Raw genomic sequence first — 14634 nt, forward strand, 5'->3', positions numbered from 1 at the left:
AGCCGGGCCTGTTCCTGAATGGCATAAAAGACTAAGAAAGGCGGTATGCGGACCAAAAGGAATCTGTCAGCGTAAAGGCCACGCTCATCCCGTCCGAATTGTAGTAGAGGCTGACCACGTCCCCCTTTGTCAGGGAAACAACTCCGGTAAGGGTGACGGCGCTGCTCCCCAGGATGCCTCTGATCGACAGGGCCAGAACGCTGATATTGACAATCGGTAGTAATCCGCTGATCAGCTGGGCCGCGGCGGGGGAAGTCCTCCGGATGACGAAGAAAGGGTTGATGTCGTTTCCCAGCGAAATGGTGATGGCCGTGTTGGTGACATAATTTACCGTCGCCTGCATCGCGTAGAGGCCGGTGGCCGGAGCGGTATAATTCCCGCTGGCGGCGTTGAAGCTGGAACTGCTGAAATAGGGCGATGTGACGGTCCAGCCGGATAATACCGTGCTGGAAGAAACCGCGAACGAGGGCAGGGCGGCGGAGAAACCTTCGGCTGAAGCGTTCGGGCATGTGCAGGCCGGCTTAAAAAGTTGAAGCATAGGTCAAGTTCACTCCGTTTTTCAGAAATCAAGCCCGGCAAAAGGGTTCAATCTTATAGTATTCATCCCGCCGCCCGGGTTCCGCATAAACGCTCAAGGCCTCCGGATTTTTCCGGAGGCTTTTTTACGTTCTGTCCAGCAATTCCCGGATTTTGCCGATGATTTCCCCGTCTGTAGAATCATAATGCCCGCCGCCGCTTCCCTGTGCAGCAGCTCCGTGATACGGCGCTCCATGGCGTTTGCTTTTTGATTTGTTTCAGCCAGGTCAACCGCTTGGGGAAACGCCCGCAGAAACGATTCGGCCAGTTCGTCCCGCCTGCTCAGAAACAGCACGTCGCAGCCGTCGTAAGGAACAATTTCCATCCATGACCGCGCGCGGATTCAGCGGCACCGGCTCGTCCTGACAATAGCGCTGGCTCTCCCATTCCGGGAGCGGGTACCGCCGAAGCTCCTCAACCGGAATCTCCTTTGGGTAGGCGGAAAGGACCGCGGAAATAAAAGTCCTCTTTTCCCCGGCATGATTCCATATTAGCGTATTGTAGGGAAAAATAAAATCAAACGCATAAAACCTTCACATTTAAATATAAATAGTAAAAATTAAATAATTTAAGAATAAACTTAAAAATATTGATTTTAATATTGACATTATTAAGATTTGCCGCTATGATAAGACTGAAATAAAAAGCGGAGATGATCGAATGGAATACGCGGCGCCAACCAAATGCTCGGTCTGCGGGGCGGAGCTGCAGATCACGCGCCTGACCTGCCCGAACTGTTCGTCGGAAATTACGGGCGTTTTTTCTCCCTGCCGGTACTGTTCGCTGAACGAGCGGCAGAAGCTGTTTCTGGACACCTTTTTAAAGTGCCGCGGCAACATCAAAGAGGTGGAGCGGACGCTGTCCGTTTCATACCCGACGGTAAAGAACATGCTGGAAGAGCTGCTTGCGGCGCTTTTCCCCCAGGACCCGCCCGCCCCGGACCGTCCGGACCCGGAGGAAGTCCTCGATCTGCTGGAGCAGAAAAAGATCACGGCGGAGGAAGCGGCAAAGCTGCTTTCCGGAAAATAATCCTATCAAATTTTTCAGGAGGAATCCCCATGAACGGAAACGAGAAAACCCGCATCCTGAACCTGCTCCGCGACGGAGCGATCACGACGGAGGAAGCCGAGCGCCTGCTGGACGCGCTGGAGAGCCGCCGGGAGCCGGAGCCCGGACCGGAGCCGGTCGTTCTGAAGGACAGCCGCGGCCGCAAGCCGAAGAAGCTGCGGATTCTGGTCGACAACGCGGAGGCAAACAACGGAAAAGCGAAAGTCAACGTGAGCATCCCGATCTCCCTGATCCGGTCCCTGGGGCCGATCGCGCTTTCCAGCATTCCGAAGAAGACAAAGCAGGAGCTGGAAGAAAACGGCGTGGACGTCGCCTCCATCCTCTCACAGGTGGAGGAGCTGATCGAAAGCGGCGCGGATGAGGATTTCGTCAATGTCGACACCGGCGACGGAGAAGGAGAAGGTTCTTCGAAGGTCAGGATTTATGTCGAATAGGCCGGCGGTGCTGCTGTGGGTTTCGGTGAAAATCCGGAACGGCCCGGACAAACGGGGATTTTCGTTCGGCGTTCCGGTCCCGCTGTTCCTCCTGTTCCAGTGGACGGATATGGCGGAGGACGCGCTTACGCTCGCCCGTCTGTTCCCCGGCGCGCGGCGGTCCCTGGACCGGGTCCCGGTCTTCGATATTCTGCCCGCGCTCAGGCGGTTTGCCGAAGAGCTGTGCAGGACCGGACCGGAGGAGCTTGCCGACGTCGACGTGGAGGAACCCGGGGGGCGCCGGGTTCGGGTCAGGTGTTTCTTGAGATAAGCTGATGGAAAGTAGGAGCAATATGAGATTATTTGTCAAGTGGCTGGTCTGCGCGGTCTCGCTGTTTCTGGCCGCGAGGCTTTTTCCGGGAGGTTTCGTCCTTTGGGGCGGATGGGCGGCCATGATCGCCTGCGCCACCATTCTCTGGTTATTGAACATCTTTCTGCGGCCTGTGCTGCAGGTCCTGGCGCTGCCGTTCACCCTTGTGACCTTCGGGCTGTTCAGCCTTGTGGTCAACGGGATCGTGGTCGCGCTGGCGGCCGCGCTGATTCCCGGAATCGTCATTCGGGGTCTGGGAGTCTGCGTGTTTATCTCCCTTCTGGTTTCGGCAGGCAACCTGTTGTTTGCCCGGAGATCGCATTGGCGCGCTGATTAAGATACGGAAATACAATTGAATTTTTGAACGAAATAAACGTCGGCTGGGCGCTGAAAAATCAGACGTCCGGCGGACGCCGGGGATCTTTTACGCTTTTTTTCGCTGTCAATTTCGCCGTCCGCCGGCTTTCGGCGTCCGGCGCAAACTCTTTGGCGGGAAGCGCAAGGGGATTTTCGAGAAAGGAAGACAGTCAAGTGAAACATCGGGAAAAGATGTGGAACTCCAGCTTTTTGATCCTTTGGCAGGGACAGCTTGTCTCTACGGCGGGCGATGCGGTTTACAGCATTGCGCTGGGCTTCTGGGTGCTGGCCGCCACGGGCTCCACCGCGCTGATGGGAACGCTGATGGCGGCCTCCACGCTGCCCGGCGTGCTCGTCTCCCCGTTCGCGGGCGTTCTGATCGACCGCTCGCATAAAAAGAGGCTGTTTATTTTGATGGATATCCTTCGCGGAGCCTGCGTCCTGCTGCTCGCGGCCGCGGCCTGGCGCGGCCGCCTCGCCGTGTGGATGGTGTTCGCGGCGGGGGTCATCCTGAGCCTGTGCGGCGCGGTGTTCCAGCCCGGAATCCTGTCCTCCGTGCCGGATCTTGTTCCGAGGGAAAAGATCGCAAACGCCAATTCCGCCTTTTCCGTCGTGACCTCCGGCTCCAACCTGGCCGGCAGCGTCGCGGGCGGATTTCTGTATCAGGCGCTCGGCGCGCCCGCGCTGTTTCTGTTCGACGGGCTGTCCTTTCTGTTTTCGGGCGGCTCGCTGGGTTTTGTCGGCATTCCGGACGGCAGACGGACCGAAAAGGTCAGCTTCCTTGAAGATATGAGAGACGGCTTTCGCTATATTTGGAGGCAGCCCGGACTCCGGCTGATTCTGGCGGCCGCCGCGGTGTGCAATTTCTGCTCGTTCGTCGGCATCACGCTGATCCTTCCGCTCTGCCGCGCCACGCCCTTTCTCGGTTCCGGCGGATACGGCGTGGTGACGGGCAGCTTTATGAGCGGCACGATGCTCGGCTTCATCCTGTTTTCCGTGGTCGCGCTGAAACCGGGGATGATCGTGCCGGCCTACGTCGCGGGATGCCTTGTCAGCAATCTGGGCTTCATCGCCGGGATCAACCAGAATTCGCTGTTTCCCATGGTCGTGCTGGTTGCTTTGGGCGGCTTTGCCAATTCGCTGATCAATGTTCTCTTCATGACCGCCGTACAGAGCTCGACCGCGCAGGAGGTGCGCGGAAAGGTGATGTCTTTTATGGCGATGATGACGCAGGGGCTGACCCCGTTCGCAATGGCGCTGGGCGGGATGCTGGGCGAGGCGTTCCCGCTGCGCGCGGTGATTTCCGCCGCGTTTGCCGGTTCGCTGATTTTTCTGCTGTTCACCGCCTTCAGCCGGAACTGCCGGGAATATATGGCCGGGGACGGAGCCGCCGCGGTTCCCGGAGCGGAAGACAAGCCGGAGCCATAATTTTGAATCCTGATTTTCTTTTCCCCATGAATTTTCCTCCTTTTCTGACGTATCATAAAAATGAGGAAAATTTTGGGAATGGCGGTGGGCGCTTGAAAACCGTTTTGATTCACAGAAAACCGCGCACCCGGCGGGGGGAGACCCTGTTGGGCATTCTGGTTGTTGCGGCCGGGCTTGCCCTTTTCATCCTTTTGACGGCGGCGCTGTGCCGGCCGGTGACGGCTCTGCTCTCGAACCCGGGCCTCATGCGCGCCGCCGTCCAGCAAAAGGGCTTTTGGGGGGTTTTGATGTTTTTCGGCGTCGAAGTCCTTCAGGGGTTCCTGCCGATCCCTCTCGAGGTGACGACGGTCGCCGCCGGCTATATTTTCGGCCCGCTGGGCGGCTTTCTTCTGACTGCGGCCTCCGTGCTCTGCTCCACCGCGCTGGTCTTTTATCTCTCCAAGCTGTTCGGGGAGCGTTTCTTTCAGTTTTTGTTTCCGCGCGGGAAAAGCCCGTGGATTCTGCGGGACGAAAAAGCGCGCGGCTGGGCGACCTGGATCGTGTTTCTGGTGCCCGGCCTGCCGAAACGCCTGTTCATCTTTTCCGCCGCGCTGGTGCCTCAGAGATTTTCGGATTTTCTGGTGATCTCCACCCTGGCCCGCATGCCCGCGCTGCTGGTCTGCTCTTTCGGCGGGCATGCGCTCGGCAGCGGGAACTACGGCCGAGCGGTGCTGCTGCTCTGCGCCGTGGCGGTGCCGGCGGCTGCGGCGTTCCTCATTTACCGCCAGGCGACAGGGAGGAAGAATAGATAGAAAAGAATGAGTATGATAAAATACAAAGCGGAAAAAAGCCAGTAAAGAAATTGAATTCGTTGTGCGGTGCGGCCCTGCGATTTTCTTTCATAATATATTTCTAATATTTTGGTTAATGCCAAAACGAGCAGCCAAAGAAAAAGCATGAAAATCGCAAAATCTTTCAAGGCGGACCACTTCTTTCTGAAAAACTTTTCGTCTTTCCCGGTTCCGCGCAGCGGCTGCGGACCATTTTCCTATTTTTCCGTGTGCTGACTTCCACACCTGTTTTCCCGGTTTTTTGCGCTGCGGGGCGGCGGCATCAAAAACGGGAATCGATGAATGAGGTACTTTAACATGATAGCGGCCGCGTCGAGCGCCGCCACATACCAAAACTCCGGAGGCGGGACCAAAAGCGCGCAGCTGGTCATCGCGAGGATGTTGGATAAAATGAAAACGGCCGTGTGCTTTTCCGTGAAACGGAGGCCCTTTCCACCCAAACGGCCTCGCAAGCCAGAAGTAGAATCGCGGCGGCTTTTGCCATGATGACAGTTAAACCCGGATCGGCCCAGAAGATAGCCTGTTCACCTCATTTCAAATCCCACTAATATACCGATTGGACCCCCCGTTTTGTTACACATTTTTCTGAAAAATTTTATAAATTCAGGTCACCGTGCGGCCGCTTCGGCGGCGCTGCCGTTCCGCGCGCGGCCCGCCTGGAGAAAAGGCGCAAAACACGGAGACTTTTCGCCTTTAGCCGATAAAAGTGTTGACTTGAGTCGGAAACCATTTTATAATGAAAAACAATACATTCAAACGAAAGCAAGGGAGTGGTACGTTTGATCACCGGAGCCGAAATCATGGTCAGATGCCTTGAAAGCGAGCAGGTCGGGCTGGTATTCGGCTATCCGGGCGCGGCCATCTGCCCTTTTTACGATTCTCTGTCCCAGTCGAAGATCCGCCATATTCTGGTGCGGCAGGAGCAGAACGCCGCGCACGCCGCGAGCGGCTACGCCCGCGCCTGCGGGAAGCCGGGCGTGTGCGTGGCGACCTCCGGGCCCGGCGCGACGAACCTGATCACCGGGATCGCGACCGCGTACATGGACTCGATCCCGCTGATCGCGATCACCGGGCAGGTCAACCAATGGCTCTTGGGACGCGACGTGTTCCAGGAAGCGGACATCACCGGCGCGTGCGAATCGTTTACGAAGCACTCCTATCTGGTCAAGGACGTTTCCGATCTGCCGCGCGTGTTCAAGGAAGCGTTTCACATCGCTTCCACAGGAAGGCCCGGCCCGGTCCTGATCGATATCCCGACGGACGTGCAGACGGCTGAGATCGGGTCGTTCGACTATCCCCAGAAGGCGGAGATCGCCGGGTACAGGCCGCGCACGCAGGGTCACGCCGTGCAGGTCCGCCGCGCGGCGGAGGCGGTGCGCAAGTCGAAGCGGCCGCTGATCGTCTGCGGCGGCGGGGTCGTGAGCGCCGCCGCGCGGGAAGAGCTGATCTCGTTCGCGCAGGAAAATCAGATCCCGGTGGTTTCCACCATGATGGGCCTCGGCGTGATGCCGATGGACAGCCCGCTCTACTTCGGCATGATCGGCATGCACGGGCACGAAAACGCCAACCGCGCGATTCACGCGGCGGACTGCATCCTGCTCTGCGGGGCCAGGGTCGGGGACCGCGCGGTCAACGATCCGGAAAAAATCACGGAAAAATCCATGATTATCCACATCGACGTCGACCCGGCGGAAATCGGCAAGAACATGGATGTGGATATTCCGATCGTCGGGGACGTCCGCCTGGTGCTGAAAAGCCTTGCGCAGCAGATGGGCGCCGCGCCGGAGACCGGCGAGTGGGTGCGGCGGCTGGCGCGGGACAAGGCGGAGTTCGTCCCGCACGGCACGCCGCAGAACGGCACGGGCTTTGTGGAGCCGCGGTCGTTCTTCCGCGCGCTTTCCGCCATGATGCGGGAAAACGCGATCCTGATTTCCGACGTGGGCCAGAACCAGATCTGGGCGGCGTCCAGCTTCAACGTGAAGCTGGGGCGGTTCCTCACCTCCGGGGGGCTGGGAACCATGGGGTATTCCCTGCCGGCGGCCGTCGGGGCAAAGCTGGCCAAGCCGGACCGGCAGGTGGTCTGCATCTGCGGGGACGGGGCGTTCCAGATGTCGATGTGCGAGCTTGCGACGCTCTGCGAAAGCGGCGCGGAGGTCAAAATCGTTTTAATGCAGAATTCCCGCCTTGGGATGGTTTGGGAACTTCAGAACAGGTATTACGGGGGGCGCTGCCCCGCGACGGAACTTGAGGGCAACCCGGATTTTGTCGCGCTGGCGGGGGCCTACGGCATCCGGTCGGCGCTGGCGGACTCCAACGGTTCCGCCGAGCGCCTCGCCCGCGAAATGCTGGAAAGCAGAGGGCCGTTTCTGCTGGTGTGCCGGGTCGATCCCGGCGCGCCGACGCTGTGAGGGAGGGGAGCCGCATGAAACACACTCTTTCCGTTCTTGTGGAGAATCAGCCGGGCGTCCTTTCCCGCGTGGCGAGCCTTTTCGCGCGCCGGGGCTTCAACATCGACAGCCTCGCCGTCGGGACGACGCAGAACCCTAAGATCTCCCGCATGACCATCCTGGTCGACGGCGACGATCATCTCGTGGAGCAGGTGGAAAAGCAGCTGAACAAGCTGATCCCGGTCATCAAGGTGAAGGTTCTGGAGCCGGGGGCGTTCGTCAGCAGCGAACTGACGCTGGTCAAGGTCGCCTGCAAGCCCAAGCAGCACGCGGAGGTGCTCAACGTCGCGCGGCTGATGGGCGCGGACGTGATCGACGTGGCCGCCGCCTCCCTGACCCTGCGGTTCGCCGGCGACGAGGAGCGGAGCCGCACCCTGCTGGAGCTGCTGACGCCCTACGGCCTGCGCGAGGTCGTGCGCGCCGGGTCGATCGCAATCGAAAAAGGGTCCGGGGTATTAAAGAACAATAAGGAATAACAGCGGAACACCTATGCAAAGCCATTATTCTTTATTTAATAAATTTATAGCCGAAAGGCCAGGGGGAATGTAAAAATGCCAAAGATCTATTATGAATCCGACTGTGACATCAATCTGATGAAGGGAAAGACAGTCGCGATTATCGGCTATGGCAGCCAGGGCCACGCGCACGCGCTGAACCTGCACGACAGCGGAGTCGACGTCATCGTAGGCCTTTACGAAGGCAGCAAGAGCCGCGCGAAAGCGGAAGCCGCGGGGCTGAAGGTCCTCACTGTGCCGGAAGCGACCAAGGCCGCCGATATTATTATGATTCTGATTCCGGACGAGAGACAGGCCGACATGTATAAAAAGGACATCGAGCCTTATCTGACGGAGGGCAAGGCCCTCGCGTTCGCGCACGGCTTCAACATCCACTTTAAGCAGATCACGCCGCCGAAGAACATCGACGTGTTCATGATCGCCCCGAAGGGTCCGGGCCACACGGTCCGCAGCGAATACACGGCGGGCAAGGGCGTGCCGTGCCTGATCGCGGTGGAGCAGGACTACACCGGCCACGCGCACGACATCGGCCTGGCGTACGGCGCGGGACTCGGCGCGGCGCGGGCGGCCATCATGGAGACGACGTTCAAGATCGAGACGGAGACCGACCTGTTCGGCGAGCAGTGCGTGCTGTGCGGCGGCGTGACCGCCCTGATGAAGGCCGGGTTCGAGACGCTGGTCGAAGCGGGCTACGCGCCGGAAAACGCCTATTTCGAGTGTATCCATGAAATGAAGCTGATCGTAGACCTGATCTACCGCGGCGGGTTCTCGCTGATGCGCTACTCGATCTCCGACACGGCGGAATTCGGCGACTACGAGACCGGCAAGCGGCTCATCACGGACGAGACAAAGAAGGAAATGAAGAAGGTCCTCTCCGAAATCCAGGACGGCTCGTTCGCGTCCAAGTGGATCGCGGAAAACAAGAACGGACGCGCGCATTTCAGCGCCTGCCGCCGCATCGAGGCCGAGCATCAGCTTGAGTCCGTCGGCAAGGAGCTGCGCAAAATGTATTCTTGGAACAACGACCCGATCGACTGAGCAGCGTACCGCTGCATCTTCGGCCCGCTGGTCGGAATCTCCCGAAAGCGAAAGCCGGGAACGCCGTAGGCGCGAAAAGACACTATGTGTCCGCCGTAGGCGCGAAAGACACTATGTGTCCGCCGGGCGCGAAAGACGCTGTGCGTCCACGATTCAGATAGCCCGCCGAAGCGTATGCTGTGGGAATAAAATCAGGCCGCGCGGATGCATCAGCATTTGCGCGGCCTTCTGTCGGCGGCCCCCGTTTGGCGGACCATGGGATGGACCGGGGAATAGAGAACTTTCTTACATACACTGTGCCCAATGCACCGGCATGCCCGCGCCGCTCCCCTCGCCGGACTGTTCCCGTCAGGGCTTCGGCCAATGGAGGAAGGGCGCTCCGAATTTTAAACTTCTTTTCACGCTTCGCACTCGCTTTCCCGCCCGGCCCCGTTCCGGGCGGAGAAAGCCGGCCCGTTTCCCTCAAGGGGAAGAACCGCCGGCGGGCGGCGTGCCGCCGCTCCCTTCAGCCCGCCGATCGGAACGGCAGAAAACCGTTCGCTTTGTTTGGCGGGACAGAGGTTGGGAACTTCCGATAGGCGAAACCGCGTCCGCTCGTTGGCACGTTCGTCCGGAGAACCGGCGCGCACGCAAGGACTTTGCCTTTGGGAGACTCCCTGAACCGTCCTGCCAAACCAAGCCGCAAATTCTCGCCGGTTCTGTATGGCAGGCTGAAGATGCAACGGTGCGTTGCCCGCAGGGCACAAAAAAGCACCGGTACGGAAATTTTTCATTCCATACACCGGCGCGCGTGAAAAGCAGGTTGTTTTTCGCTCCCGCCTTTTTCCCCCCCTCTATACAAAAAGAAGAAAAAGAGGTATACTATTACCTGCAAATGCGCGGTTTTTACCGCTGTGTATGGAGGCTGCTTCTCCGTATGCAGGGGGCGGGGTGTTCCACCACCCTGTCCCTGCTTTGCACTTTTTATTGTGCTCTACGATTCCTATTATAATCCTGTATTTACCAAAATTCAACTATAAATCTCTTCATTGATCTTGTTTATGAATTTTTGTTGGTCCAAGGCCCGGAGCCCCTTAACCGAAATTTCTTCTATTATCTTTCTTTGTCCTCAGGCCGGACGGCCCCGTACTTTCGTAATCAGACGAAAGTACGCAAAGGCTGAGTCGGGGGGGACTTCAACTTCCCAACGGGAGGGGTACCTAAACGTCCCCCTGCACCCCGGCACCTGTCATGAAGTAACAACGAATTCTTACGCAAGTGCTTCCCATTGAACGATTCCCAATCTTACGCCGTATGTAAAAAGGTAACTTTTTGAAGAATTTCAGCTTTTAGGTAAATACTTTGTGGCTTTAATTTTTCAGCCCCCGTCGTCCATGAAAAGCTGTTGTTAGAAGAACAGAAAAAATCTTTTTGACGGCTCCTGGGGGGTTCAGGGGGACCATCCGGTCCGGACGCGCCTACGGCATGCACGGCTTAAAAAGCATTGTTGCTTCCCTGTTTTTCGCCGCTTCGGGAACGTAAATCGTAGATGCAGCGGTAGGCTGCCCCCCGTGCGAACTTTGCCTCCTTTCGTTCAAGGGTGAATTAAAATAGCAAGTGCAACAGGAGGGTAGAAAGAGTCCACAAAAAGCCAAATCCATGATACAGTAGGAGTTGAAAAGACACCACTGAAGGAGAGGCTTTTTATGGACTACCACCATCTTACACCAAAAGAGCGCGCATTGATAGCCCAATTGTGGAATAACGGGATCAGTATGAGGCAGCTTGCACGCAGGTTGCAAAGGGATCCGGGCACAATCAGCCGGGAGATCAAGAGGAACCGTTCGGGACAAAAATATCTTAGCGTTCCGGCACGGGCCCGGTACCTTGAACGGCGAATGGAATGCCGCCGGAAGAGGCTGTATCAAAACCCACGTCTGACAGCTTACATATCCGAAAAGCTTGAATTGTCATGGTCGCCCGAACAAATTGCCGGAAGAATCCGGTTAGACTATCCGGATGACCGGGACATGAAAATCTCGCACAGCAGCATATATCGGTGGCTACGCGCGGACTTGCTGCCACGTTCCGTACAACTTACGATGAAACTGCGTCACTATGGCCGTCAGCATGGAGAAACTCGTGGGTACAAGGCCGGGGCGCGGGAAATCCGGGAGAGAAGCAAAGAAGCTCTACGCAGAAAGAGACTTGGAGACTGGGAAGCTGACACGATCGGGTTCGGACAAGCAAAACGCGCTTATTTGCTGAATGTGACCGACCGAAAAAGTCGATACTGCTGCCTGGCCGTCCTGCGCAACATCAGACGGGAAGAAGTCATGCGGGGCTTTGAGTTCTTCTTTGAAGGCGGAAAGGTTCCGCTCCGCACGGTAACGTCGGATCGAGGGATCGAATTCAACTGCCACCGTGAATTTGAGAGCCGCTTTGAAGCGTTGTATTATTACACTCGCCCAGCCTCTCCGTGGCAGAAGCCAACTGTGGAAAATACGAACGGATTGATTCGTCAGTTTTTCCCCAGAGGAACCCGTTTTACAGAACTTACCCCAGAAGCCGTGGCATTTGTCATGGAGCGTCTCAACGACCGCCCGCGTAAATGTTTGAATTGGAAAACTCCTGCTGAAGTCATTTCTTCTTATCTGTTGCACTTCACTTGACAATTCACCCAAGACCGAAAGGAGGGGCCTGCGCGGCCTGAGCGCAAGAGTAGAAGTAAGAAGAAATTAGGGTTAAGAGCCACCGAGCCTCAGGTCCGCAAAAGATCGGCCCTGTCCGGCCTGAGCGCAAAAAATCCCTCGTCCGCCGCAGGCAGACAGGAAGCATCATAACCGGAAAACAGAAAGGACGGAAAATGAAGATGCAGGCTTTGGATCTGAACAAGCTCAATCAATTCTGCAAGAGAGAAATCGGCCGCTCCGGCGCGCGGGTCTCCCTGCTGGTCCACGACCTGACGGAGGGAAGGGACCTGATCTCCATCGAGGCCGGGCACCGGGTCGTTTCCGCCAGCACGATCAAGACGGCGATCATGCTCGCGGCTTTCCGGCTCGTTCTGGATGGAAAACTGAGCCTGTCGCAGACGGTCCGGGTCCCGGAGGAAGAGGTCCTTGACGACACCCTCGTGTTCGACGCCGGGATGCGGGAATGCTCGCTGGAAGAAATGATTACCTGGATGATCGTCAACAGTGACAACACCGCCACCAACGTTCTGATCGACGTTGTTGGAATGGAGGCGGTCAACGGCTTCTGCGCTTCGCTCGGGCTGAAATCGACCGGCCTTCAGCGTAAAATGCTGGATGGCGCCGCCGTCCGCTCCGGCCGGAACAACTACACCAGCGCCGCGGACCAGCTTCTCATCTACTCCGCCCTTTTCCGGGAGTCCATCCTCACACCGGGGCTGTGCGGGCTGGCGAAAAGCATCCTGCTGCGCCAGAGGGACTGCACCATGGCTCTGCGCTATCTCTGCGGCGGGGAATCCGTTTCCTTCGCGCACAAGACCGGCGGCCTCGACTTCCTGAGGCATGACGCGGGCATTTTCGATCTGCCCGGGCAAGCCTACTATTTCGGCTGTTTCGTGACCGGCTGCATGGAGGAATCGGACGAAAATCCGGTCGCGGAACGCCTGATCGGAACGCTGAGCAAAGCGGTTTACGAATCTTTCGCCGCGAAAAAATGTAATACAATGTAATTTTTATACTTGCTTTTAGGCACTATATAAATGTTCCCACATGATATTATTTATAATTATAGATTTACTTCGCAAGGAAGAGCAAGGGTGCTCGGCTGGCTGCCGGGCACCCTTTTGCTATCAAACGGGTTTTTACAGGAATGAAAAGGAGAGGTTACCTATGAAAAAGAGGAAAAGGCTTTTGGCGTTCCTCCTGTCGGCTGTCCTTCTGGCCGCGGCGGCGACGGGCTGCGGTCAGGCAAATTCCGGCGGAACGTCCTCATCCGCCTCCGGCGGCTCGGCTTCCTCCGCGAAGAGCGAGGCGGGCGACACGATTCTGTACGGGGCTTCCGCCGATCCGCGCGGACTGGACCCCGCGCTGGTCGACGACATCCAGTCGGTCAAGGTCATGAGCAACATCTACGAGGGTCTGCTCAAGTACAAAAGCGATTCCACCGACATCGAGCCCTGTCTGGCGACCTCCTGGGACGTCAGCGACGACGGGCTCACCTACACGTTCCATCTCCGCAAGGGAGTGAAGTTCCAGGACGGGACGGATTTCAACGCCGACGCGGTCGTGTTCAACATCGAGCGCCAGCTTCCCCCGAAGGTGGAAAAGGACATGGGCTACGCCTCCTTTGTCTACGGCTCCGTCAAGGACGTCAAGGCGGTCGACGAAAGCACGGTGCAGATCGGCATGAAGGAACCCTGCACGCCGTTCCTCCGGAATCTTGCCATGAATCTGGGGGCGCCGCTCGTCAGCCCGAAGGCGCTGCAGGACAGCAAGAACAATGTCAACGAAACTCCCTGCGGGACGGGTCCCTACAAATTTGTGAAATGGGATAAGGACCAGGATATCGTTCTGGTGCGGAACGACGATTATTGGGGCGGCAAAGCCAAATGCAAAAACGTGATTTTCAAGACCATCAAGGATAATTCCGCGCGCGTCGTCGCGCTGAACAACGGGGAAGTCGACATCATCGACGACTTCGACCACACGGTGGTGGACCAGATCACCGCTGCCGGAGACAAGGTGGAGAAAACTCCCGGCATGAACATCAACTACCTGATGTACAACTGCACCCGCGCGCCGTTCAACGACCCGAAGCTGCGGGCGGCGGTTTCGGCCGCGATCAATGTGCCGGAGCTGGTCCAAAGCCTGTATCAGGGGTATTCCGAGGCGGCGACCTCCATTCTCCCGACCTTCATGCCGGGCTATGACAAGAGCATCTCCCAGGTAGCCTACGATCCCGATTCGGCGAAAAAGACGCTTCAGGCGGCCGGAATCAAAAAGATCAGCATAACGACCTACTCCAGCGCCCGCCAGTACAATCCGGCGACCGGACAGACGCTCGCGGAGGCGGTCCAGGGGTATCTTTCCAAGATCGGGATCACCTGCACCATTGATTCCTACGACTGGACGACGTTCAAATCCAAGCAGGAGGAGGGCAATTTCGACATCTGCTTCGGCGGCTGGATCGGCGACAACGGCGACCCGGACAATTTCCTCAATCTGCTGTCCGACCAGGACCCGGGCATGAACGTCGCGCGCTACAACGACAAAACCTACACGGACCTGATCACAAAGGCGGTAAAGATGCCGGACGGGGCCGACCGGAACGCGGTCTATGTTCAGGCGCAGAAATATGCCGCGGAACAGGCGCCGTGGCTGCCGATCTCCCACGCGATGATCCTCTACGCGGTCAGCCCGAACGTGAAGGGGTTCAGTCTGCACATGACCGGCATGACGATGCTCGCGAACGTATCCAAGGGCTGAGCAGCGTACCGCTGCACCTACGGCCCGCCGGTCAAAACGGCAAAAATCCGTCTGCCTTGTTTGGCGGGACGGAGATTGGAATCTCCCGAAGCGAAAGCCGGGAACGCCGTAGGCGCGAAAAGACACTATGTGTCCGCCGCAGGCGCGAAAGACACTG

General features: G+C 57.8%; 14 protein-coding genes. 12 read left to right on the forward strand and 2 right to left on the reverse strand.

Annotated features, from left to right (window positions below; genetic code table 11):
- Nucleotides 1–31 precede the first annotated feature (31 nt).
- Together EQM14_RS00190 and EQM14_RS00195 are read right to left on the reverse strand one after the other, a co-directional pair.
- A complete protein-coding gene (locus tag EQM14_RS00190; RefSeq protein WP_128741058.1) occupies nt 32–538 on the reverse strand; it encodes a hypothetical protein in 507 nt (168 codons plus the stop codon).
- Between the two features lie 93 nt (nt 539–631).
- On the reverse strand, nt 632–901 hold the full coding sequence (locus tag EQM14_RS00195) for a hypothetical protein (protein WP_128741059.1): 270 nt from the start codon (nt 899–901) through the stop codon (nt 632–634).
- 335 nt (nt 902–1236) lie between these two features.
- Between EQM14_RS00195 and EQM14_RS00200 the strand changes: the two genes are divergently transcribed.
- The 12 genes from EQM14_RS00200 to EQM14_RS00255 all read left to right on the forward strand — a co-directional run bounded on the left by EQM14_RS00200 (nt 1237) and on the right by EQM14_RS00255 (nt 14477).
- Complete coding sequence (locus EQM14_RS00200) at nt 1237–1605, forward strand: DUF2089 domain-containing protein (protein ID WP_128741060.1); 369 nt, start codon at nt 1237–1239, stop codon at nt 1603–1605.
- 29 nt (nt 1606–1634) lie between these two features.
- Nucleotides 1635–2078 (forward strand): SHOCT-like domain-containing protein, encoded by a 444-nt coding sequence (locus EQM14_RS00205; RefSeq protein ID WP_128741061.1) that lies wholly within the window; start codon nt 1635–1637, stop codon nt 2076–2078.
- Nucleotides 2068–2388, forward strand: a complete 321-nt coding sequence (locus EQM14_RS00210; RefSeq protein WP_128741062.1) for a hypothetical protein — start codon at nt 2068–2070, stop codon at nt 2386–2388. The genes EQM14_RS00205 and EQM14_RS00210 overlap by 11 nt, the downstream gene beginning before the upstream one ends.
- Nucleotides 2389–2410: 22 nt before the next feature.
- Entirely contained in the window at nt 2411–2764 is a 354-nt protein-coding gene (locus EQM14_RS00215; RefSeq protein WP_164918891.1) for a phage holin family protein, read from the forward strand.
- A 194-nt stretch (nt 2765–2958) separates the two neighbouring features.
- Nucleotides 2959–4212: an MFS transporter gene (locus EQM14_RS00220; protein WP_128741064.1), complete on the forward strand. Its 1254-nt coding sequence runs from the start codon at nt 2959–2961 to the stop codon at nt 4210–4212.
- Nucleotides 4213–4358: 146 nt separating this feature from the next.
- On the forward strand, nt 4359–5003 hold the full coding sequence (locus EQM14_RS00225; protein ID WP_164918892.1) for a TVP38/TMEM64 family protein: 645 nt from the start codon (nt 4359–4361) through the stop codon (nt 5001–5003).
- Nucleotides 5004–5821: 818 nt separating this feature from the next.
- Nucleotides 5822–7450, forward strand: a complete 1629-nt coding sequence (gene ilvB / locus EQM14_RS00230; RefSeq protein ID WP_128741066.1) for a biosynthetic-type acetolactate synthase large subunit — start codon at nt 5822–5824, stop codon at nt 7448–7450.
- Between the two features lie 14 nt (nt 7451–7464).
- Nucleotides 7465–7965, forward strand: coding sequence for an acetolactate synthase small subunit (ilvN, locus tag EQM14_RS00235; protein WP_128741067.1), 501 nt, complete (start codon nt 7465–7467; stop codon nt 7963–7965).
- A 75-nt stretch (nt 7966–8040) separates the two neighbouring features.
- The gene (ilvC, locus tag EQM14_RS00240) at nt 8041–9042 is read left to right on the forward strand and encodes a ketol-acid reductoisomerase (RefSeq protein WP_128741068.1); all 1002 of its coding nucleotides are present in this window, start codon (nt 8041–8043) and stop codon (nt 9040–9042) included.
- Nucleotides 9043–10727: 1685 nt separating this feature from the next.
- Complete coding sequence (locus EQM14_RS00245) at nt 10728–11693, forward strand: IS30 family transposase (RefSeq protein ID WP_128741069.1); 966 nt, start codon at nt 10728–10730, stop codon at nt 11691–11693.
- Between the two features lie 194 nt (nt 11694–11887).
- Nucleotides 11888–12721, forward strand: coding sequence for a serine hydrolase (locus EQM14_RS00250; RefSeq protein ID WP_128741070.1), 834 nt, complete (start codon nt 11888–11890; stop codon nt 12719–12721).
- Between the two features lie 160 nt (nt 12722–12881).
- Entirely contained in the window at nt 12882–14477 is a 1596-nt protein-coding gene (locus EQM14_RS00255; protein WP_128741071.1) for an ABC transporter substrate-binding protein, read from the forward strand.
- Nucleotides 14478–14634: the final 157 nt, after the last annotated feature.

It is taken from the genome of Caproiciproducens sp. NJN-50, from assembly GCF_004103755.1.
Classification (GTDB): domain Bacteria; phylum Bacillota; class Clostridia; order Oscillospirales; family Acutalibacteraceae; genus Caproicibacter.